The sequence below is a fragment of the Ferrimicrobium sp. genome (genome assembly GCF_027319265.1).
GTDB lineage: Bacteria > Actinomycetota > Acidimicrobiia > Acidimicrobiales > Acidimicrobiaceae > Ferrimicrobium.
Map to the genome: position 1 here is coordinate 25,207 of NZ_DAHVNP010000014.1, position 21,201 is coordinate 46,407.

General features: G+C 58.1%; 18 protein-coding genes and 1 tRNA gene. 16 read left to right on the forward strand and 3 right to left on the reverse strand.

Translation table 11 applies throughout. The features are described 5' to 3' along the window. The first annotated feature begins 99 nt into the window (after positions 1–99). Together M7439_RS01315 and M7439_RS01320 are read left to right on the forward strand one after the other, a co-directional pair. Complete coding sequence (locus tag M7439_RS01315) at positions 100–1,503, forward strand: FAD-dependent oxidoreductase (protein WP_298345817.1); 1,404 nt, start codon at positions 100–102, stop codon at positions 1,501–1,503. Then, positions 1,496–1,876, forward strand: coding sequence for a helix-turn-helix transcriptional regulator (locus tag M7439_RS01320; protein WP_298345815.1), 381 nt, complete (start codon positions 1,496–1,498; stop codon positions 1,874–1,876). The genes M7439_RS01315 and M7439_RS01320 overlap by 8 nt, the downstream gene beginning before the upstream one ends. A 6-nt stretch (positions 1,877–1,882) precedes the next feature. Here the strand turns inward: M7439_RS01320 and M7439_RS01325 are convergent, their stop codons facing one another. Next, entirely contained in the window at positions 1,883–3,199 is a 1,317-nt protein-coding gene (locus M7439_RS01325; RefSeq protein ID WP_366525186.1) for an arsenic transporter, read from the reverse strand. A gap of 332 nt (positions 3,200–3,531) precedes the next feature. Here M7439_RS01325 and M7439_RS01330 point away from each other — a divergent pair, with 332 nt between their 5' ends. From M7439_RS01330 to M7439_RS01355, 6 genes are all read left to right on the forward strand, one after another. Continuing rightward, the gene (locus tag M7439_RS01330) at positions 3,532–4,992 is read left to right on the forward strand and encodes an MFS transporter (RefSeq protein ID WP_298345813.1); all 1,461 of its coding nucleotides are present in this window, start codon (positions 3,532–3,534) and stop codon (positions 4,990–4,992) included. A gap of 430 nt (positions 4,993–5,422) precedes the next feature. Then, positions 5,423–5,707: a Dabb family protein gene (locus M7439_RS01335; RefSeq protein WP_298345811.1), complete on the forward strand. Its 285-nt coding sequence runs from the start codon at positions 5,423–5,425 to the stop codon at positions 5,705–5,707. Positions 5,708–5,790: 83 nt separating this feature from the next. Beyond that, positions 5,791–7,389, forward strand: a complete 1,599-nt coding sequence (locus M7439_RS01340) for a long-chain fatty acid--CoA ligase (RefSeq protein ID WP_298345809.1) — start codon at positions 5,791–5,793, stop codon at positions 7,387–7,389. 48 nt (positions 7,390–7,437) lie between these two features. Beyond that, the gene (locus tag M7439_RS01345) at positions 7,438–8,214 is read left to right on the forward strand and encodes an acyl-ACP thioesterase domain-containing protein (protein ID WP_298345806.1); all 777 of its coding nucleotides are present in this window, start codon (positions 7,438–7,440) and stop codon (positions 8,212–8,214) included. Continuing rightward, a complete protein-coding gene (locus tag M7439_RS01350; RefSeq protein WP_298345925.1) occupies positions 8,214–8,612 on the forward strand; it encodes a DUF3054 domain-containing protein in 399 nt (132 codons plus the stop codon). The genes M7439_RS01345 and M7439_RS01350 overlap by 1 nt, the downstream gene beginning before the upstream one ends. A gap of 93 nt (positions 8,613–8,705) precedes the next feature. Beyond that, on the forward strand, positions 8,706–9,089 hold the full coding sequence (locus M7439_RS01355; RefSeq protein WP_298345803.1) for a DUF302 domain-containing protein: 384 nt from the start codon (positions 8,706–8,708) through the stop codon (positions 9,087–9,089). Positions 9,090–9,542: 453 nt separating this feature from the next. On the opposite strand, the gene M7439_RS01360 is transcribed toward M7439_RS01355, so the two are convergent. Then, positions 9,543–9,615, reverse strand: a tRNA-Arg gene (locus M7439_RS01360). 131 nt (positions 9,616–9,746) lie between these two features. On the opposite strand from M7439_RS01360, the gene M7439_RS01365 reads away from it, so the two are divergent. The 7 genes from M7439_RS01365 (at position 9,747) to boxA (ending at position 19,007) form a co-directional block, all read left to right on the forward strand. Further along, positions 9,747–10,997 carry an MFS transporter gene (locus tag M7439_RS01365; protein ID WP_298345800.1) on the forward strand — a complete coding sequence of 417 codons (1,251 nt, stop codon included), beginning with the start codon at positions 9,747–9,749 and terminating at the stop codon, positions 10,995–10,997. Between the two features lie 187 nt (positions 10,998–11,184). Next, positions 11,185–12,060 carry a shikimate kinase gene (locus M7439_RS01370; RefSeq protein WP_298345797.1) on the forward strand — a complete coding sequence of 292 codons (876 nt, stop codon included), beginning with the start codon at positions 11,185–11,187 and terminating at the stop codon, positions 12,058–12,060. A 257-nt stretch (positions 12,061–12,317) separates the two neighbouring features. Beyond that, positions 12,318–13,898 (forward strand): benzoate-CoA ligase family protein, encoded by a 1,581-nt coding sequence (locus M7439_RS01375; RefSeq protein ID WP_298345794.1) that lies wholly within the window; start codon positions 12,318–12,320, stop codon positions 13,896–13,898. Beyond that, a complete protein-coding gene (locus M7439_RS01380; protein ID WP_298345791.1) occupies positions 13,895–14,713 on the forward strand; it encodes an alpha/beta fold hydrolase in 819 nt (272 codons plus the stop codon). Before M7439_RS01375 ends, M7439_RS01380 begins: the two co-directional genes overlap by 4 nt. 60 nt (positions 14,714–14,773) lie before the next feature. Further along, on the forward strand, positions 14,774–16,381 hold the full coding sequence (locus M7439_RS01385) for an enoyl-CoA hydratase/isomerase family protein (protein ID WP_298345788.1): 1,608 nt from the start codon (positions 14,774–14,776) through the stop codon (positions 16,379–16,381). A gap of 2 nt (positions 16,382–16,383) precedes the next feature. Continuing rightward, positions 16,384–17,823 (forward strand): benzoyl-CoA 2,3-epoxidase subunit BoxB, encoded by a 1,440-nt coding sequence (gene boxB / locus M7439_RS01390; RefSeq protein WP_298345785.1) that lies wholly within the window; start codon positions 16,384–16,386, stop codon positions 17,821–17,823. Further along, the gene (boxA, locus tag M7439_RS01395; RefSeq protein WP_298345782.1) at positions 17,820–19,007 is read left to right on the forward strand and encodes a benzoyl-CoA 2,3-epoxidase subunit BoxA; all 1,188 of its coding nucleotides are present in this window, start codon (positions 17,820–17,822) and stop codon (positions 19,005–19,007) included. Before boxB ends, boxA begins: the two co-directional genes overlap by 4 nt. Positions 19,008–19,072: 65 nt before the next feature. On the opposite strand, the gene M7439_RS01400 is transcribed toward boxA, so the two are convergent. Then, a complete protein-coding gene (locus tag M7439_RS01400) occupies positions 19,073–20,416 on the reverse strand; it encodes a class II 3-deoxy-7-phosphoheptulonate synthase (protein WP_298345780.1) in 1,344 nt (447 codons plus the stop codon). Between the two features lie 161 nt (positions 20,417–20,577). Between M7439_RS01400 and nadD the strand changes: the two genes are divergently transcribed. Then, positions 20,578–21,198: a nicotinate-nucleotide adenylyltransferase gene (nadD, locus tag M7439_RS01405; protein ID WP_298345777.1), complete on the forward strand. Its 621-nt coding sequence runs from the start codon at positions 20,578–20,580 to the stop codon at positions 21,196–21,198. The last annotated feature ends 3 nt before the right edge of the window (positions 21,199–21,201 follow it).

Sequence of the window (21,201 nt, forward strand, 5' to 3'; positions counted from 1 at the left end):
TGCTACTATCTATCGTGTATCGACGATAACCGTTCTGCTCCTCACCAGACTCGCGAGGTAGCGCCACGAACATCTATGTGAGAGTCGGAGGAGGAAGTGATGCGACTCGTGATCGTTGGAGGTAGTGACGCTGGCATCGCTGCGGCGCTACGTGCCCGTGAGTTAGAGCCGAGCTGCAAGGTGACGGTAGTGCTCGACGATGCGTACCCGAACTTCTCCGTCTGCGGCATCCCGTATTATCTATCGGGCGAGGTGCAGGACTGGTCAAACCTCGCTCATCGTTCCTACCGTGAACTCCTGGATCAAGGGATCGACTTACGAACCGACACCCACGCTCTCGAGATTAATCCTGCCCAACACGAACTGCACTGTCGACTGCAGGATGGACGTTTGGTAGCACTCAACTGGGATCGCTTGATCATCGCCACCGGTGCACAGGCGATCAAGCCACCGATCGAGGGACTGGTCGAAGCACTTGAGGGAGAACGTGTCTTCCTCGTTCACACGATGACCGATGCCCGAGCGATCATGGAGGTTCTCGACAAAGGTCAGGTGCGTCGAGCGCTGGTCATCGGTGCCGGGTACATCGGCCTTGAATTAGCCGAGGCACTCACCACTCGTGGCATCACGGTCAATCAATATGAGGCCAAAGATCATGTACTGCCCGCCGTGAGCCCGGATCTTGCTCGTCAGCTTGAGATGGTGCTGACCAGCCACGGCGTCCGACTCGCGACCAACACGGTAGTGACCGCCATCACGGCGGATCAGGATCACGTCACACTGTGGACCTCGTCTCCATCATCAGGTGCCGCTCAGGTGCGTGGCGACATCGCAATCGTCGTAGCGGGGGTGCGACCAGCCGTTGCACTCGCACGCACGGCTGGAGCCAAAATCGGTCCTGGTGGTGCCGTTTGGGTCAACCGACGCATGGAGACCGGTATCGACGACGTCTACGCTGCTGGCGATTGCGTGATCACCCACCATCAGTTGCTCGGTGAAGCCTACCTTCCACTTGGAACCACCGCCCACAAACAAGGTAGGGTCGCAGGTGCGGCCGCAATAGGGCACGAAGCTGAGGAGTTTCAAGGGGTAGTCGGGACCCAAGTCGTGAAGGTCTTCGACCAGGTGATCGCTCGGACCGGCCTGACCGACGACGAGGCGGTTAGCGCTGGCTTCACTCCCCTGTCCATCACGACACAAACAGATGACCATAAGCGCTACTACCCCGGTGCTGAGACACTCACGATCCGTTTGAGTGCCGACACCTCCACCCACCGTCTCCTCGGAGTCGCCATGCTCGGCCCAATCTCTTCCGGTGCCCACAAACGCATCGACACTGCAGCCGTCGTGCTCGCCCAATCAGCACGCGTTGAAGACCTCATGCATCTCGATCTCGCCTACACACCACCGCTTGGCACGCCATGGGATGCCCTCCAAGTCACCGCCGCTCAGTGGCTACAAAAGGCAGCAACAGGGAGCAGCTACGGTGGCGAAGATGGTTGAACTAGAATCAGCGACTATGTACCCAGCAAACTCAACCGAGACCTCCCCCACCACCAACGGCGTTGCGTGCGCCATCCCCGAACCAGCGATGGATGAGGTCGACCCACTCGACGACGGTGAGCTGGCACACATCACCAAAGCCCTGGGGAATCCAACCAGAATTAGAATCTTTCGTCTCCTGACGGAACGCCAGACCTGTGTGACCGGAGAACTCGTCGCTGAGCTACCCCTCGCGCAGTCAACCATCTCTGAACACCTGCGCATCCTGCGTGAGGCCAACCTTATCCAAGGAGAGATTGAGGGGCCAAGAACCTCGTACTGTATTAATCAGCGAGTCCTCACAGCGTTTAAGCGCGCCATTCAGACGCTCTAGCCGCCCTCAATGCAACAGTGTCACCCAGCCAGCCAAAGCGATCAAGGTGATCGCGAGGACTGGCGCAGCAAGTATGATTCCTTGACGGAAATACTGTCCCCACGTAATCTTGATACCTTTGGTGTCGAGCACATGAAGCCAAAGCAGTGTCGCCAGCGAGCCGATGGGGGTGAATTTAGGTCCAATATCAGCCCCAACGACGAGTGCATAGACGGCAATATTGTGCGAGATGCCAGCCAAGTGGGCGCCTTTGATACTCAATGCCCCGATCAGTGTCGTCGGCATGTTGTTCATGATGGCCGAGAGGATGCCAGAGCCAAACCCGCCAACCAGCGCCGTCGCCAGTACGCCATGATGGCTCGCGTCGGCCAGTCCATGCGACAAGTACACGGTGAGGCCCGCATTAAAGAGACCATACACCACCAGGTACATGCCCACCGAAAACACGACGATCCTCCACGGTGCTTCGCGAAGGACCATTCGGCTCGACAGTGCACTTGATCGGCTTGCCGCCAGCAAGAAGATGAGTGCAGCAACAGAGGCTGGCACCGACACTGGAAAGTGAAACGGCTCGGAGAGTAGGTAGCCCGCCAACAGCGCAACGAGCACCACCCAACCCAGTCGAAACAACTGGATATCGCGAAGAGCTGATTTTGGAGTCTCTAGTGACGTTGGATCGTAGCTACGTGGAAGCGATCGACGATAATAGATGAGTAGTACACCCAGACTCGCCAAAAATGAGACGACATCAATCGGTGCCATTCTCGACGCGTAGGTGAGAAAGCCGATGTGAAAAATATTCGCAGTGACGATGTTGACAAGGTTCGATACCACCAGAGGAAGACTGGTGGTATCCGCGATAAAGCCCGCCGCCATCACGAAGGGGAGTGCCCGACGGCGATCGAAACCAAGGACACGAGTCTGCTGATAGACGATCGGGGTAAGGATGAGCGCCGCTCCATCGTTGGCAAAGACAGAGGCAACAATAGCGCCAAGAATCAGCAAGTAGACAAAAGCTCGGAGAGCGCTGCCTCGCGCAAAACCGAGCACGTGGAGGGCAGCCCACTCAAAAAACCCAATACGGTCGAGGATCAGCGAGATGATAATCACCGCCACAAAAGTGATCGTGGCGTTCCAGACGATCCCCCAGACCGTCACCACATTGGCGAGCTGATCAACCCCAATAGCGAGCGCAACGATGGCACCGCCGAGTGCTGAGACCCCGATCGATAGTCCACGCGGCTGCCAAATGACCAGCACCAGGGTCACGAGAAAGAGGAGGACGGCTAACAACGTCAAAATCTCGCCGTGCAACGTCACCAACACACCTCCTCGCCTCCCTCAACGCCCATCGACCTTACCCGGGGTCCCAACCCCTGACGATCCCGGCACACTCCACTACTCGGTGATCACCAGCCAACGATAGCGTCGATGCGCTAGGCGATCTCAACCCTGCCCTATAATCGTTCTTCGACGATATACGATACTAGTAGTAATGGAGTTGCCGTAGCGCGGTCGGTTCCTCCGGACACGACCCTCCCCACATGGCGGTGGAGCCGGAATATTTGTTAATGATTGTAAACTATTTCGCGGAATAAAGCTCACTCCTCCCTGTTGTTTGAAGGAGTTCCATCTACCATCTGAAAAGGGGTACCATGTCACGTCGGAGCACCAACCTTGCCATCGCGGTGGTCGCGGGCGCTCAGTTGATGATCACACTCGATCTTACGATCGTCAACGTCGCGCTTCCCTCAATCCACACTGCACTGCATTTTTCACCCTCATCACTGGCCTGGGTCGTCAACGCTTACACCCTGGTCTTTGGTGGGCTCCTCCTCCTTGGAGGTCGTTCGGGTGACATCTTTGGCCGCCGCAAGATGTTTACGATTGGAACGCTACTCTTCGCTGGTGCATCCCTTTTTGGAGGACTCGCCACGACCTCGAGTTGGCTGCTGACCGGCCGTGCGCTCCAGGGAATCGGAGCCGCAATCGCCTCACCCACCGCCCTAGCCCTGATATCGACAAACTTCGTTGAGCCTAAGGAGCGAGGACGTGCATTCGCGATCTATTCAGCCGTCTCCGTAGCAGGTGTCGCACTTGGTCTGTTGCTCGGTGGAGTGCTCACCCAATACGTCTCATGGAGATGGGTATTCTTTGTCAACACCCCCATCGCCATCCTGCTCGCTTTTGCCGCCCCTCGTGTGCTCCAAGAGAGCACGAAGGTGCGAACGCGCATCGATGTTGGGGGCGCGATCATCGGTACCGCGGGGCTTGCCAGTCTGGTCTATGGCATTATCAACGCATCCTCACACACCTGGACAACCGCTTCGACCCTGGTACCTGGGCTCGTCGGTATCGCGTTGCTGGTGATCTTTGTCCTCTTCGAGCTCCGTGTCACCGCGCCGATCATCAACTTCGCCATCCTGAAGAGTCGCGATCGTGCCGGCGCCATCGGCATGATCCTCTTTGTGATGGCCGGCATGTACAGCATCTTTTTCTTCTTGACCCAGTACATGCAGGAGGTAATGGGGTATTCACCGACGAAGACCGGCCTAGCCTTTCTTCCGATGACCCTTGGCATCGTGTTCTTTGCCCAAGTAGCCGCTCGATCGCTCCACCGTGTCGGTCCCAAGGTGTTCATGATGCTTGGTGGTCTCGCTATCACGATTGCGATGTTTCTCCTCTCGTTCATCGGACCGCACAGTAGCTACCTCCAGATCTTGCTACCCCTCTTGATTATGTCAGCTGGCTCGGGCCTCTCCTTCGTCTCGATCTTTCCCACCGCGACCCATGGTGTCAATCCGAACGAGGCTGGCATGGCATCAGCACTTGTGAACGTTGGTCAGCAGGTCGGTGGCACCATCGGACTCGCCGTGCTGGTCACCATCGCCGTCTCGGCTGCCAGACGCCGCGCAAGTTCTCTCCACAGCGCCATCATCCACCATCAAATCAGCCCAGCTGTGGTGGGGTTGATCGCCGAGACGCACGGCTGGGCGATGAGTTTTCGTCTCGCCTCCGTCTTTGGGTTCGTCGCCTTCTTGATCGCGACGACTGTCGTAACTCGCTTTAAAAATCCGGCTGATGAGGCGACAGGTGGAGAGGCGTTAATCCTTTAAAACGGTCACGAAAATCGGAGCGATGGATCTTTTCTCGCATGGCCCTCGAGCGATCGCGGGCCGGTGGAGTGCGTTCGTTCGGTAATCATCGATTCGGTAAGGAATCACCGGGCTTCTGCCGGAGTGTATTACTGCGCAGCACGTCGAGCGGGCACACCCATGCAATCAGTAGGTGTTCAATCGATATGCCGCTCAAGCGATCCGTGGATACGCTGGCGCATCCGAGAAGCGGGCATTTAGGAGGACGAGCATGCGCCATCATCGTGCCCCTGCCTCGATATCGGGCTTGGATCGGCGCTCGTGCTGCTGTTGCACCAGGAACGGTTGTACTGGTCTACGACAATCTCCTACAACGACTGTGCGACTCCATTCACGACGGCTGGCGCGTGGTAGTAGCCGGGAAGTCGGTCGGGACGGCTACAGTCATGGCATGATCCGCAATGTCGTCATGATGAAGATGAAACCCGGCTACGACACCTCTCTGCTCGACACTCTTGTCGCACGCTTGTATACGTTGAACTGCCCCGGCACGCTCTCCTACACCGCCGCTCTCGATGCCGGTCTACGACCCGGCAACTGGACGCTGGCGGTCGTGGCCGATTTTATCGATGTTGACAGCTATCGAGGCTACGACGAAGATCCCAAGCACAATCAGATCCGTGCGGAATTAGCACCGATGATTGACGAGGTTGCCCGCGTGCAGTTCGTGTTATGACGCGGATCTGGCCACACCGACATTTTCTAGGACCAAGAATTTGCTAGAGTAGTCACAACACGAACAGACGAGGGGGAACCGCCATGATGGATGTTGATCTGAACAGTTGGATGCTTTTTCGTAACGCTGAACAGTCCTACCAAGATGTCCAGATCGTCACCCAACGGGATCAGCAATCCCAGCATCGCTACACCTACGCGGACTTCACCCATCGTGTTCGTCAGCTGATCACGGCGCTCGATAGCCTTGCGCTCTCCGAGCACGCGCGCGTCGCTACCATGGCCTGGAATAGCTTCGAACATCTCGAATGCTACTTCGCCATCCCCTGTTCAGGTCGCGTCCTTCACACCGTGAATGCGCGACTGAGTTTCGAAGATCTCGTCTTCATTCTCAACGATGCCGATGATGAGGCCCTCATCGTCCCAGCTGACCTCGCAGAGACCGCCGAGCGACTCAGGGTGCGCTGCCCTGGACTTCGCCACATCGTCGTCTTTGGCGACGATACCAGCGCCATCCCCTCGTCCATGCTCTCCTATGAAGCGCTCCTCAGTGACGCCACCCCCTTTCTAGGCGAACGGAGTATCCCAGAGACTGCGCCACTTGGGATCTGTTACACCTCGGGGACCACCGGTCGCCCCAAGGGAGTACTCGCCACCCACCGTTCCACCTATCTGCACACACTGACCGTCTGCTCGGGCAACGGACCGGGCCTTGCGACGAGTGAATGTGTGCTGCCGATTGTGCCGATGTTTCACGTCTATGCCTGGGGACTCCCATTTGGGGCGGTCGCTGCTGGGTCGAAGATCGTCTTTCCAACTCCCTCATTTGACCCGAAGATGGTCATCAGGCTCATCAACGAGGAGGAGGTCACCAAGGCAGCAGGCGTGCCGACCATCTGGATTGCCGTACTCGATGAGTTGCATCGAAGTTCCGAGAGGCTTGACGGGTTGAAGGAACTGCTCTGTGGCGGTTCTCAGCCGCCGTATGCCATGATCAAGTCCTACCTCGAGGAGTACGATGTGCGACTACTCCAGGCGTGGGGCATGACGGAGACCTCACCGATTGCAACGACGACTCGGCTACCACACGCCTTGCTCCACGCACCCATCGAAACCCAGGTTGACTATGTCGCCAAAGCGGGCGTGCCGGTGACCGGCATAGCAACCACACTGCTCGGAGATGACCACCAACCGGTGCCACACGATGGCAAGAGCATGGGAGATATCTACGTTCGTGGACCGTGGGTACTGGACTCCTACATGGGTGGACATGGTGCTGAATCCTTCGAAGTCGAAGGTTGGTTCCGCACTGGGGATGTCGGAGTTCTCCACCCGTCCGGCGTCATCGAGCTGGTCGATCGCACGAAGGATCTCATCAAATCCGGTGGAGAGTGGATATCCTCGGTGGCGCTGGAGGGAGCGTTGATGGGACACCCCAAGATCCTCGAGGCAGCCGTTATCGCTGTCCCCGATGCAAAGTGGCAAGAACGGCCCCTTGCGACGGTGGTGCCAAAACCACACGAAACGATCACGCTCGAGGAGATCCAGACGTACTTACTCGGCCTTGGATTCCCGAAGTGGCAGCTGCCCGATCGCATTGAGATCATCGAAGAAGTCCCCCGAACCTCCGTAGGTAAGTTTGACAAGAAAGTACTCCGGGCGCGCTTTGGCCAAGCAACCTAATCGTACACAGCGGTTTCAGGCGATTGCCTTCACATTAGGGTGAAGGGAGTGGACTTCATTCCAGAACCTCAACAAGGTCGCGTCTTTGTCAACGAGCACTGCAACCTGCTGTCGGACTGCGACCCAACGGGTCGTCTCCGCCTTGATGGCATCGCTCGCATTCTCCATGACGTCGCCACGCTGGACAATGAGGGTTCACCGGTACCAGACAAGGGCCTCTGGATCCTGCGCAACCTATCCGTTGAACTCCGCGTCTGGCCCGGCTATCTAGACTCGATCGTCTCGCGCACCTGGTGCTCAGGGATTGGACGAGCATGGGCCGAGCGCCGCACTGACCTCTATCGCCATGATCAGCTCGTCGCACAGGCCAAAGCGCTCTGGGTCAATGTAGCACCTGATACCGGCTTTCCCCGATCACTTCCCGAAGGTTTTTTATCCGTCTTCGGTCCCTCGGCAATGGGAAGGACCATCAAACCGCGTTTTATGCTCTCCCTTCCCGAGGACGAACCTGCCAGCACCGGCAGTATCCCTCTCCGTTATAGCGATCTCGATATCGTCGGTCATGTGAACAATGCCGTCCATCTTGCACTCGCTGAGGAGTTGCTCGCACCCTCGCAACGAGGAGCAGACTCTCAGCTCAACCAGTATCATTCTTTCACCATCGAGTTTCATCATGGCCTCGAACTCCCTGAGCCCGCCAATTGGAGTCTGTGGACCAGTGGCGGATCCATGACTCTCCGCCTCGCACAGAGCGAAGGTGTCGCCTCTGTCGTCGAGTTACAACGGGAAGAGGCTTCGATCACCGAACAACGGATCGGATCGTGATGGAGCAAACCGGCCGATCTTCCCCACAACGTTCTCTTCATGGCGGACAGTACATCCTGTTCGACCTCATCGCGGTGGTGGTCTTCGTGGCAATCGGGCGAGACGTTCACGGGCACGCCGATGATCTTGCCGGTCTCATCAAAACATCATGGCCATTCGCCGCTGGTGTCGTGGTCGGTTGGCTCGGAACTCGTCAGTGGCAAAACCCGTTGACCCGAACAGCGATACTCGTGTGGTTGGCTACGGTTGCGGTCGGCATGGTCCTGCGGGTCATCACGGGCCAGGGGATCGCCGTTCCCTTCGTCTTTGTCTCTCTGGGCTTCTTTGCACTCACTGAACTCGGTTGGCGAATCATTGCAAGAGTCGGCCTCAGCTGGCGAGATCGGGCGCCCCGCTGACTGAGGGTCCTCCTTGTCACTGCCGCAACTCGTAACGATGCCCATGGCTAGCATGAGGGTTGAAGGCAAACCCATCGACAACGGAGGAAAGCGATGCAATCACTCTCAGTAGAGACCACCAAAAGCCTACCAGAAGCCGAAGCGATGATCCGGACCGAGCTCGGTGCCGTCGGCTTTGGCATTCTCAGCGAGATCGACCTTGGCGCTACCCTGGCGTCGAAACTGAGTCGCTCAGTCGGCAACCTCAAGATCCTCGGTGCCTGCAATCCGCAGTTCGCTTACGATGCCTTGCTAGCCGACCGGTCCGTCGCACTCCTGCTCCCGTGTAATGTCGTCCTCGATGCCACGCCTGCAGGCACGCGCATCAGTGTCCCAGCCCCCGCGGAGCTTCTACCTGACCGCCCAGAGATCACCGAACCGGTCACCAAATTGTTATATGCAGCACTGGAAGCTATTGGCAAGGTTAACCTCGGATGAGTACGCCCGCTTGCGTGTGTGATTGCCCAACCAGAAGCTGGTCCTGCGTGCTCTGGTCCAGTCCCACAACCCGGAAGAGCCCGTCCAACCATCAACCGTTCCATGGAACGTACACAAGAGACCTCACGTAGGTTTGCAGTTCAACGGACCCACACCGCATGGTCTAGGTTGTGGAGAGCTCACAACGGCAGTTGCCTCCAGGTGCAACGTCTGTTGACCTGAAAAGACGTTGTTGATCCCACCTGCTCACGGTTTGCGTAGCGACCTCGAGGGTTGTAACGGTCTCGCTGATGATAGACATTCTCACCCATCATAGGTAGATCACCTCACATGCATCGAATGCACCGCCAGTTGGATCGACCTCCACAGGAGCGAGGGATATTGGAAGGCGCATAAGATGCCCTCCGATGTCGCATCTGGGCCGCCGGCCAAGGTCGATACAGTTCTACCCAGCGCCCCCGGTAGGACTCGAACCTACGACCGACTGCTTAGAAGGCAGCTGCTCTATCCGCTGAGCTACAGGGGCACTCAGTAAAGTGTAAAGCCGCCGACGCGATCAGCGGCAATCGAGCGCCACTCCATCAACTAGAGTGAAGGGAGTATTCCTCCGCACTCATCCACAGTCTTTTACTAACGCGGAGGTAGAGGGAAGCGCACATGCAACAACGGTCGCGGCTTCGATCGTTTCCCCACAGTGTCTTTGGACTCTATACCGTGGCGGGATTCTATCGCGGTGCCCAAAACATGGCACTCACGACCCTCGCGCTGATCATCAAAGAGGATCTTGGCTATGGAGCAGGAACCATCGGCGTGATCTCAGCGCTCTCCGGTATCGTCCTTGTGCTCGTCACCCTCATGATCAGTGCACGCCTCAAGCCAGCGCAACTCGAACGCGCGGTATCAATCTCGCTGGTTACACTCGTTCTCGGCTTAGTCATCATCGGCGTGAGTCACTCTATCTACCTCACGGCATTCGCATCCATACTCCTCGGCATCGGCGGAGGCCTAGGAATGCCGGGGCTTGCCGGCTCAGTGCAGCTTGCCGCGGGCGAAACCTCCTCAAATCCTCAACGAATCCTCGCGATCTACACGCTAGTCTTGAGCATCTCACTCGCGATTGGACCGCTTCTCGAGGCTGGCCTCCTCGATGCTACCCATCAAGATGTTCGTTGGCCGTTCTTAGCCTTTGCCATACTTCCACTCCTTGCCCTCGGCATTATGCTGTCGCGACATCGAGAAGCAATCGCTGCCGCTGCTCGCGCGAGTGCTGCGGGAGGGCCGTCCATCACACCTGTCGCCGATACGAAGCGAGTACGACTGCTCCAGACTCCGGAGGTCGTCAAAGCCCTTCTCGCACAACTCATGTACGCCGTGCCCTTTGCAGCCCTCACCGTCTTTGGCGCCGAGGTTGCCCGCGTGACCGATCAGGCCACTGCGGCCCAAGCCCAGCTCGCCTTTACCGTCTTCTTTATCTTCTCGCTCGGCTCCCGTGGACTTGTCGCTTGGCGATCCCCTATCTACCACAAGGGATTGGCCTATACGGCATCGGGGATCATGACCATTACCGGTCTTACCTTTATCGTTGCCGGCCACTCATTCACCCTCTTTCTGGTAGGAATGATCATCCTCGGCATCCCGCATGGTTTGATTTTCCCCCTCGCACTTTCTGCGCTGGCGAGTTCTCTACCACCAGATCAGCTACCCCGTGCAAACTCGTTGTTGATGGGTTCCTCCAACTTCGTTGGTATCATCGCACCACTCATCCTTGGCGTCATCGCCGCCGCTACCACCTATCGATTCATGATGGGCACAGTGCTCGCCCCGGTGATCCTGCTCTTCGCCGTCTTTGTCGGCGTCGTCGGCATCATGCGTCTCCGCCACAGCCCCGTCGCCAGATCGACGCCATAGGGCTCCAACGTTGCAACCACCGCTCACACCGCCTGACGTCCTTCGCCAATCCATCCAAGGCAACCGAACTCACGCATGCTGACTAACATCTTCCGTCAACCTGCAGCCAAAGCCGCTAAAGTAGACGCGTGCACCAGTTTGTCCCCTTGCGCATCGTGACACACCTAAGCGGTCGTTGGTGACGTAGGTGGACCTTTCCCATCCCCAAGGCTCTGAGTACGAACGGATCGTTGCCCAGCTGGCTCACACGCTGCGCCAGGAGCGCAGCCTGCGAGGGCTCTCTCGGTCCGATCTCGCACGCCGAGCCCAGCTCTCGGAACGCTATCTGGCCCAGGTCGAGACTGGTCGTGCAAACCCGTCACTGACGGTGCTTACCCGACTGGCCCAAGCCCTCGACCTGGGCCTCATCGAGTTGATCGATGTCGCCGCACTCGCCACACCAACCCAGGCGGAATCGCTTATCGAACAACTCAAACGACGGGTCGTTTCCGAGCGACACGGGATCGCTCTGATCGGGTTGCGCGGAGCGGGGAAGACAACTCTCGGTCACTTACTAGCCGCCCAACTCGGCTGGCCTTTCTATCGCCTAACGGAGCTGATCACCGAACGAACCCAGATGCCCCTCGATGAGCTCTTCTCTCTCGGGGGTGATGCCGCTTTTCGCAGACTTGAACTCGAGACCCTGCAACAACTCGTCGAGGATGGCGAGAGTCAAATCATCATAGAGATTGGTGGCGGACTGGTCACGAATCAACCGGCCTACCAGCTACTTCGTCGTCATTGGACCACCGTTTGGCTCTCGACAACGCCAGAGGAACACATGCAACGAGTCATTGCCCAGGGCGACCTACGGCCGATGCACGGCTCCGATCGAGCCATGGAAGAGCTCAGGACTATTCTGTACGAACGAACCCCTTTCTATCAAGCAGCCGAGCTCCATCTATCCACTTCGCATCGGAGTGTCGAAACCTCCCTCACGGAACTCGAAGGGCTCATTGCGAAGTATCTCGGCGTTGGCGACCGCGCCAAAGAAGACAAATCCCCGCATGGGGGAGATGGCTAGCCATCCCGCAGCAGTCGCCAATGCGACCTGCGCGATCGATGGGTGGCCGCGCGGTCATTGGCCGCACATCATTGACCACACGTTATTGACCACACAGCCGAAGGCTGCATAATAATGCATGATCCTGTGGGACTCTCCCCGCGTGTTTTGCAGTATAGTGCAAGTGTGCCGATGCGCCTAAAAAGGTGCCTGTGTGGCATGCCGACCGAGAACGAGTCATCGACGACCGGTGCGGGCGTGCCCATGAAGGGGGAGTGATGATGCAGGTCCAACAACAAGAGACGATGGCGATCGAAGAGTGGCTAGCCAACCTGCCAAAGAGCTACAACATTGCAGAGAGTCTGCTCACGACCGCTCGATCACAACCGCTTGGTCGCACAGCGGTCACGGATGCGGACGGTACCTACTCCTATCGAGAGGTTGAAGACCTCGTGCTCCGTTCTGCCACCGCATTGATGGAGCTCGGCCTTGAGCCTGAGGATCGACTTCTTTTAGTCATCGGCGATACCATTCTCTTCCCTGCTCTCTTCCTCGGGGCCATCCGAGCTGGCATCGTTCCCATCCCTCTCAACCCGCTCCTGGCCGAAGAGGACTTTCGCTACATCATCGAAGACTCTAGAGTCAAAGCCATCGTCACCCACGCCCAAGGTGTGGAAAAGATCGAACGGGCGGCGGCTGGGTGTCGACGCGTCAAGTGGATCGAGCGTGACAACGGACTGCGCGGACCGGGGATCGGAGCCCGCATCCTAGCGGCTTCGCCGTATCAGCAACCTATCGCCACCGTCGCCGACGAGGTCGCCTTCTGGCTGTACTCATCAGGATCGACTGGACGCCCAAAAGGGGTTCGGCATCTCCACCGCAATGTGGCCGTCACCATCAACTGTTTCGCCCAGCAAGTACTCGGCCTGACCCCTACCGACACGGTCTTCTCTGCGGCCAAGCTCTTTTTTGCCTATGGCCTTGGCAACGGACTGACCTTTCCCTTCGGCGTTGGAGCAAGCGTCGCCTACCTCAACGAACGGCCAACCCCGGACTCCGTGATCGATCTCCTGCAGGCGAGCCACGCGTCGGTCTTCTGCGGCGTGCCGACACTCTTTGCCTCCTTACTCGCAAGCCCTCGCGCACGAGAACTTGCCGATGTTGGGCTTCGGATCTGCACCTCAGCTGGTGAAGCGTTACCTCCCGAGATCGGGCGCCGCTTCGAAGAACTCACCGGTGCGGCTATTATCGACGGTCTCGGGTCGACCGAGATGCTCCATATCTTTCTGGCCAACCGTCCCGGCAGTATCCGTTATGGTTCCAGCGGCGTTCCTGTTCCCGGGTATGACGCTCGCCTCATCGACGACGAAGGGCTAGAGATCGCCACCTCAGGGACGATCGGCGAGCTGGTGGTGCGGGGTTACTCCGCCGCTGATGGCTACTGGAATCAGCGTGACAAGTCTCTCGCCACCTTCCGAGGGCATTGGACCCATACCGGCGACAAGTACCTCCGCGATGACGATGGTTACTATTACTATGCTGGTCGATCCGATGACATGATGAAGGTCAGTGGCAACTGGGTCTCGCCCTTTGAGGTTGAGTCAGCATTGATCGCCCATCCAAGCGTTCTTGAGGCCGCTGTTGTCCCTTGGAGAGATGTCGATGATCTGATCAAACCGAAGGCCTACGTCGTTGTCCGTTCGGATGCCGAGCCAACGGATACGCTCGTCTCCGACCTCCAAGGCTTTGTCAAGCAGCAACTCGCCCCGTGGAAGTACCCTCGATGGATCGAATTCGTGGAAGAACTCCCCAAAACTGCTACCGGTAAGATCCAACGGTTCAAACTCCGCGAGTCATGAGGACGACGTCAACGATCCAGCATCTAGCCAGCACCCTTGAGGTGGCACACTGGTCACCCAGCCTCGAGTCCCGTGATGGTCCAACTATCTTCCTGCTTCACGAGGGTCTCGGGTGTGTGGAGATGTGGAAGGACTTCCCCCAGCGACTGGCAGACCGACTTCGGCTGCCCGTCATCGCCTACTCCAGGGCGGGTTACGGGGGTTCGAGCACCATCGATCTCCCTCGATCGCTTGACTATATGCAACGCGAGGCGGATGACGTGCTACCCGATCTCCTCCAAGCGCTCTGTGACGGGCCAAGGGTACTCCTCGGGCACTCCGATGGTGCATCGATCGCCTTGGCCTATGCGGGTGCCCACCACGATCCGCTACTCACCAGTGTTGTCGCGATCGCACCACATGTGGTGGTTGAAGCGATCGCCACCGCAGCGATCCAGGGGGCGAAGGAGCAGTTTACTGCCGGTACCCTTGCCTCAAAGCTTGCACGGTATCATCGCGCAAATCTCACGAGTGCCTTCTGGGGTTGGAACGACGCTTGGCTGGACCCGGACTTTCGTACCTTTTCGATCCTTGATCGACTGGACACCATCGCGGTGCCCGTTCTCGCCCTGCAGGGAACCGAGGACGAATATGGGACGAGCATGCAACTGGAACTCATCGCGTCAAGCGTCGCCGAGACGACCCTCATCCTCATCCAAGAGGCCAAACACTCCCCTCATCTCACCCACACCGACCGGGTCTTGGATGCAATCGAACGCTTCCTCGACCAACGGGGCATCCTCGTCCCCAAGGTCACCGGGTCGCCACCACGATAATGCATTATATTGCCGTCTTTCTAGTTGGAAATATAACTATACTGCATCATAGGAGGAACGATGATTGACCTACGCACGAACCCTGATCGTTATCACCACTGGACACTCAAACTCGGCGACCAGAGCGCAGAGCTCATCCTTGATGTCGATGAGCACAAGACGATCGGCACCGGCTACCAGCTGAAAATGAACTCGTACGATTTGGGAGTTGATATCGAGCTCGCCGACGCCCTGGAGCGACTGCGGCTCACCTACCCCCAGATCACCACGGTGCTGGTCCGCTCAGGGAAGGACCGCGTCTTCTGTGCAGGAGCCAACATCGGCATGTTGGCTGGGGCTACCCATCAGCACAAAGTCAACTTCTGTAAGTTCACCAACGAAACGCGGCTTTTTATGGAAGGGGCTCCTGCGCACTTCATCGCAGTAGTCGAAGGCACCGCAGCTGGAGGTGGCTATGAACTGGCACTGAGCTGTGACACGATCGTACTCGTCGATGACGGATCGGCGTCTGTCTCACTCCCAGAGGTTGCGCTGCTCGCAGTGCTTCCCGGGACGGGAGGGTTGACGCGGTTGACTGACAAACGCAATCTACGTCGTGATCGGGCCGATTACTTCTGCACCCTTGAAGAGGGTATCAGTGGCCAACGAGCTCTCGATTGGCAGCTGGTCGACCATTTGGTGCCCCGTTCGGGCCTCGATCGACTCCTCGACAAACTTGTGACCTCCCACGAACGTATCGACCCACCACCTGGACCCGGCATCGCTTTAAACGACATCGATCGCGAGCTCACCGACGATACAATCAGGTATCGTCACCTCCAAGCTGACATCGACCGGAACAACGGCGTCGTGACTATCGAGATCCTCGGCCCAACGGAGCTTCCGGCCTCCTCCGCCGAGCTCCTCGGCCAAGGCGATGCCTCATGGTTGATCGCAGCGGCACGAGAGCTCAACGACCTACTCTGCCACTTACGCTTCAACGAGGCAACAGTTGGAACACTGCTCATCAAGAGCCACGGAGATCTCGCTCTCGCCCAGCGCTACTCCGAGCTCCTTCTGCAGTGGCGCGGCGAGTGGATCGTCGACGAGGGTCTCGCCCTCTGGCAGCGGACCCTTGCTCGCCTCGACCTGACCTCTCGATCCATCATGTCTTCGATTGACGATGCCAGCTGCTTTGCGGGACCCTTGGCGGAACTCATCTTTGCTTCAGATCGCTCGTACTTCCTCGATAATGGGGAGCCCGGACTCGTTCTGAATCGCCTCAACTTCGAGGCCTTCCCAATGATGAATGGACTTTCACGACTCGCTACCCGCTTCTGGGGTCACCCGGAACAACTTGGCGCGCTGGAGTCACTCATCAACCAACCGCTCGATGCCATCGCCGCTCAAGACAAGGGTCTGGTCACCTTCACACCAGATACATACGATTGGGAGGATGAGCTACGCCTCGCCCTTGACGGGCGCAACGCCTTCTCACCGGATGCGCTCACTGCCATGGAGGCGAACCTGCGTTTTGCCGGCCCGGAAAGCATGGCGACCAAAATCTTCGGACGTCTCAGCGCATGGCAAAACTGGGTCTTCAATCGTCCGAATGCCGTTGGCCCTGAAGGAGCGCTGCAACGGTATGGGACCGGGCTCACCACTAACTTCCAACGAGAAAGGATCTAACCATGGAACTCATCGACTACGACTCACAAATCCCCAACAACGTCGCGCTGGCAAGCGACGAGCGTCTCAAGCGAGCCCTCGAACAGTGGCACCCTGGCTACCTGAACTGGTGGAACCAGATGGGACCTAGCGGATTCGCAGAATCAGAGGTATACCTGCGCACCGCTACCGGGGTCGACCCGAAAGGTTGGGCACAGTTCCATTACGTCAAGATGCCAGAGTATCGCTGGGGCATCTTCTTGGCCCCTGGTGATCCCGATCGGAGAATCGGCTTCGGCGAACATATCGGCGAGCCGGTGTGGCAGGAGGTTCCTGGCGAGTATCGAGCCATGCTGCGTCGCCTCCTCGTGGTGCAGGGCGACACTGAACCCGCCAGCGTCGAGCAACAACGTCACCTGGGAGCCACTGCACCCTCCCTCTACGATCTCCGCAATCTCTTCCAGGTCAACGTCGAGGAGGGTCGCCATCTCTGGGCAATGGTCTACCTGCTTCAGCGGTATTTTGGCCGCGACGGTAGGGAGGAGGCTGAGGCATTGCTGCATCGTCGCTCGGGAGACGAGGACCGTCCACGAATGCTCGGAGCCTTCAATGAGGATACCCCCGATTGGCTCTCCTTCTTCATGTTCACCTTCTTCACTGACCGGGACGGCAAGTATCAACTCGAGGCTCTTGCCCAATCAGGCTTCGATCCCCTGGCACGAACCACTCGCTTCATGTTGACCGAAGAGGCTCATCACATGTTCGTCGGGGAGAGTGGCATCGGCCGCGTGATCGATGCAACCCTGACAACCATGAAGGCCGCGGGTATCGAAGACCCCTACGATGTCGACCGAATCCGCACCCTTGGCGTCATCGACCTGCCGACCCTGCAACGCTATCTCAACTTTCACTTCTCGGTGAGCCTCGATCTCTTTGGTGCAGAAGGCTCCTCAAATGCAGCAAATGCCTTTGCCTCAGGACTGAAGGGCCGATTCAATGAGCATAAGATCACCGATGACCACCAGCTCGTCAGCGCGACCTATCCGGTACTACGACTCCAAGGTGGGGCGATCATTGCCCGCGACGAACCAGCGCTGACCGTCTTGAATGCACGCCTACGCGATGATTACGCCAACGACTGCGCCAACGGTGTCAAGCGTTGGAACAAGGCCATTGAGAAGTCAGGCATCCAATTTCAACTCACCCTACCCCATCTCGGATTTCATCGCCGTGTCGGAGAGTTTCAGTCCCAACCGATCGATCCGGCGGGCAACGTGGTAACGGACCATACCTTCGAGCAGGTGACCCTGTCACACCTGCCAAACGCCACCGATCGCGCCTTTATCAACTCCTTGATGCAGCCCGTCTATGAGCCAGGCAACTATGCGCGTTGGATCGCTCCACCAAAGGTTGCCATCGACAACAAGCCGGGGGATTTCGAGTTCGTCCGCCTCCACGCATGATTACCTCCACGAGCTTGCTTAGACAACATCTGATCGACCCAGAGGTCTGCATACGCTGCAACACCTGCGAGGAGACCTGTCCGATCGGCGCCATCACCCACAACGATGACAACTACGTCGTCGACCCAGCGATCTGTGCCTCCTGCGGAGATTGTCTTGGTCCCTGCCCGACCGGAGCTATCGACTCGTGGCGGATCGTGACGACGCCGCATTCGATCGATGATCAGCTCGGCTGGGAGCTCTTGCCCGAGGACACTGGCGAGATCTTCGAGTCAGCCCCAGCAGGTGACGATGAGGCCCGAGCACTTCTGGAGGTTGCCCACCAAGGAGCACCGAGGGCGGTCGCCCCAAAGAGCGCCACTGTACCTCGTCTCAACATCGCCACTCGACACTCCCCCATCACCGCCACCGTCATGGGCAACTACCGGATCACTGACGCACAGAGCGAGTCTGACGTCCACCATCTCGTTCTCGACCTTGGCGGCCACGCCTTCCCGATTCTTGAAGGCCAGAGTGTAGGTGTTCTGCCCCCTTCGAGTCCCGACATGATGCGACCGGTACTCCGGCTCTACTCGGTCTCGTCACCTCGTGATGGTGAACGACCGGGCCACAACAATCTTGCACTCACCGTCAAGCGAGTGATGAACAATGGAAAGGGTCAGCCTGGACTCGCCTCGAACTATCTGTGCGATCTTGTCAAAGGCGATCAAGTAGCCCTCGTTGGCCCCTTTGGCGACACCTTCCTCATGCCAACCGATCCAGCGAGCAACCTCATCATGATCTGTACCGGCACCGGTTCTGCTCCCTTTCGTGCGATGACCGAGTTTCACCGTCGCCACCTCCCCTCTGGGCCAGGCAAACTGCTGCTGTTTTTCGGAGCTCGCACGCGGTCGGAACTTCCTTATTTTGGTCCACTGATGAAGCTCGATCGTACGCTGATTGACATCGAGCTCTGTCTCTCAAGAGAAGACGAACTGCCAGCTCGACATGTCCAGGATGGTCTGCGTGAACGAATCATGGACGTTGTCGATCTCCTTGGACACGATGCTACCCATCTCTACCTGTGTGGAGTCAAGGGGATGGAGGAATCGGTCCGGAGTGTCCTGACCGAGTCGATCCCAGATTGGGCAGCAAGGGAGGTGCAGCTCCTCCAGGAGGGCCGTCTCCATATTGAAACCTACTGACCACTGGGACAGCACCCGAGCACCTACCGCCTGCCCAGGATGACTAGCTCGGCTCGCGCGTCAACTCAATGAATCAGTAGTTCAGCCACTCGGTAGGCGAGATCTAAGGACTGTCGTGCATTGAGACGAGGATCACAGATCGTATCGTAGGCACGTGAGAGTTCCTCCTCAAGGACCCCTTCGCCTCCGCCGAGACACTCGGTGACGTCTTGACCGGTAAGTTCGACATGGATGCCTCCTGGCCAGGTGCCGAGCCGCCGGTGCACCTCAAAGAAGCCCGAAATTTCGTCCATGATATCTTCAAAGTCGCGGGTCTTATACCCCGCTTCTGAGACGAAGGTGTTGCCGTGCATGGGATCACAAAGCCAGACGACTGGGTGCCCCGCCGTCTGGACCGCCGTCACCAGCTCACCAAGTTTTGCACGCACCACATCGTGTCCCATGCGGGCCACCAAGACCAGACGACCCGGTTCTCGATCCGGGTCAAGCTCTCTACAGATCGTGAGTAGATCGTCGACCTCCATGCTCGGTCCTACTTTGACGCCGATGGGATTCGCAATCCCGCTCACGAAGCGGATATGCGCCCCTTTCGGATCACGAGTTCGATCACCTATCCACACTTGATGAGCCGACAGATCATAGTAGCGATGCGAGGCAGGATCACGACGCGTGAGGGCAGCCTCGTAGCCGAGCAGCAAGGCCTCATGGGAGGTCCAGAGTGTGACCTGATGGAGGACTTCTTCCTGGGAGAGATCGATCCCGCAGGCTCCCATGAAGTTCAGCGCTCGCTCGATCTCTGCTGCAATGGTCTCATACCGCTCACCCTCAGGCGAGGCGGCAACGAAGTCTTGGTTCCAGCTATGTGCACGCGAGAGGTCAGAAAACCCCCCTTCGGTCAGTGCGCGCACCGTCGCAACGGTAGCACGTGAGTAGTCATAGGCCGTCAACATTCGTTGAGGATCGGGACGACGCGCCGCTACGGTCGGATCGTCGCTGTGGACAATATGGCCTCGAAAAACTGGAATCTCAACCCCCTGGTGGAGTTCTGTCGCAGCGGATCGTGGCTTGGCGTACTGGCCGGCGATACGACCGATCTTCACGACCGAGACCCCCGAAGAGTACGTGAGGACGACTGCCATCTGTAAAATGACTCGTAGCTTGGCACGAATGGCGGCGGCCGAATGTTCATGGAACGACTCAGCGCAGTCCCCTGCTTGCAGCACAAAGGCACGACCCGCCGCAGCACGTGCAAGTCCACGCTTGAGTGCATCGACCTCCCGGGGATAGACCAATGGCGCGCGCAGGCCAAGCTCCCGACGTACCGCCTCAAGCTCGTCCGCACTATGCCATTCCGGCTGCTGCGCGATCTGGTAGTTCTGCCAATCCCACGGATCCCACGCCAGCTCCATGTCTACCTCCTCCAGCTAGTCTACGTGACAAGAACCCCACCAGCGGTTCGTTCCGGGTACCCTGACCCCAGTAAGATTGCTTAGCAACGCAGCCGCGTAGCAGAGGAGTGGACCACTATGCACCGAGACCAGGCCGCTCAGCGCCCTCTAAGGCACCGCCAATGCGGCTAGGTGTCTTCGGAGGGACTTTTGACCCTATTCACATTGGCCACCTTGTGGCTGCCCAAAATGCCATGCACGCCGCACATCTCGACCGCGTCCTCTTCATCGTCGCCAACCAACCGTGGCAAAAGGAAGGCACCCGGGAGGTAACCGATGCCCAGCTACGCCACTTGGTGGTCACCCAGGTTCTCGCCCCCATCCCAGGACTCGAGCCGAGCGACATCGAGATCCGTCGAGGAGGCCTATCATACTCGATCGATACCCTGATAGAACTTCACGACGCACAACCAGCTGACGAGCTCTTTCTCGTCGTCGGCGCTGACGCAGCGTCGCAAATGCCAACGTGGGAACGGGCCGAGGAGCTCTCAAAGCTGGCTCGGCTCGTCATCGTCAATCGTTATGGTTACCCCACCATCAGCCACATCCTGGACTTTGACGAACCAATACTCGCAGAGATGCCATGGCTCGACATCTCCTCTACCGATCTTCGGGAGAGAGTGCGCGATCGTCGTCCCCTGCAATTCCTCTTGCCGGCGACCGCCATCGACGCCATAGAACTCTATGCGCTCTATCGCGAACAACCCGCTGGAGGTGCGAGCACCGGTGAGGACCACGGTTGACCT

Bases quoted from the DNA above. Each gene is read 5' to 3' on its own strand.
- M7439_RS01315 (WP_298345817.1), top strand. From the start codon at position 100: ATGCGACTCGTGATCGTTGGAGGTAGTGACGCTGGCATCGCTGCGGCG.
- M7439_RS01320 (WP_298345815.1), top strand. From the start codon at position 1,496: ATGGTTGAACTAGAATCAGCGACTATGTACCCAGCAAACTCAACCGAG.
- M7439_RS01330 (WP_298345813.1), top strand. From the start codon at position 3,532: ATGTCACGTCGGAGCACCAACCTTGCCATCGCGGTGGTCGCGGGCGCT.
- M7439_RS01335 (WP_298345811.1), top strand. From the start codon at position 5,423: ATGATCCGCAATGTCGTCATGATGAAGATGAAACCCGGCTACGACACC.
- M7439_RS01340 (WP_298345809.1), top strand. From the start codon at position 5,791: ATGATGGATGTTGATCTGAACAGTTGGATGCTTTTTCGTAACGCTGAA.
- M7439_RS01350 (WP_298345925.1), top strand. From the start codon at position 8,214: ATGGAGCAAACCGGCCGATCTTCCCCACAACGTTCTCTTCATGGCGGA.
- M7439_RS01355 (WP_298345803.1), top strand. From the start codon at position 8,706: ATGCAATCACTCTCAGTAGAGACCACCAAAAGCCTACCAGAAGCCGAA.
- M7439_RS01365 (WP_298345800.1), top strand. From the start codon at position 9,747: ATGCAACAACGGTCGCGGCTTCGATCGTTTCCCCACAGTGTCTTTGGA.
- M7439_RS01375 (WP_298345794.1), top strand. From the start codon at position 12,318: ATGATGCAGGTCCAACAACAAGAGACGATGGCGATCGAAGAGTGGCTA.
- M7439_RS01380 (WP_298345791.1), top strand. From the start codon at position 13,895: ATGAGGACGACGTCAACGATCCAGCATCTAGCCAGCACCCTTGAGGTG.
- M7439_RS01385 (WP_298345788.1), top strand. From the start codon at position 14,774: ATGATTGACCTACGCACGAACCCTGATCGTTATCACCACTGGACACTC.
- boxB (WP_298345785.1), top strand. From the start codon at position 16,384: ATGGAACTCATCGACTACGACTCACAAATCCCCAACAACGTCGCGCTG.
- boxA (WP_298345782.1), top strand. From the start codon at position 17,820: ATGATTACCTCCACGAGCTTGCTTAGACAACATCTGATCGACCCAGAG.
- M7439_RS01400 (WP_298345780.1), bottom strand. From the start codon at position 20,416: ATGGAGCTGGCGTGGGATCCGTGGGATTGGCAGAACTACCAGATCGCG.
- nadD (WP_298345777.1), top strand. From the start codon at position 20,578: ATGCGGCTAGGTGTCTTCGGAGGGACTTTTGACCCTATTCACATTGGC.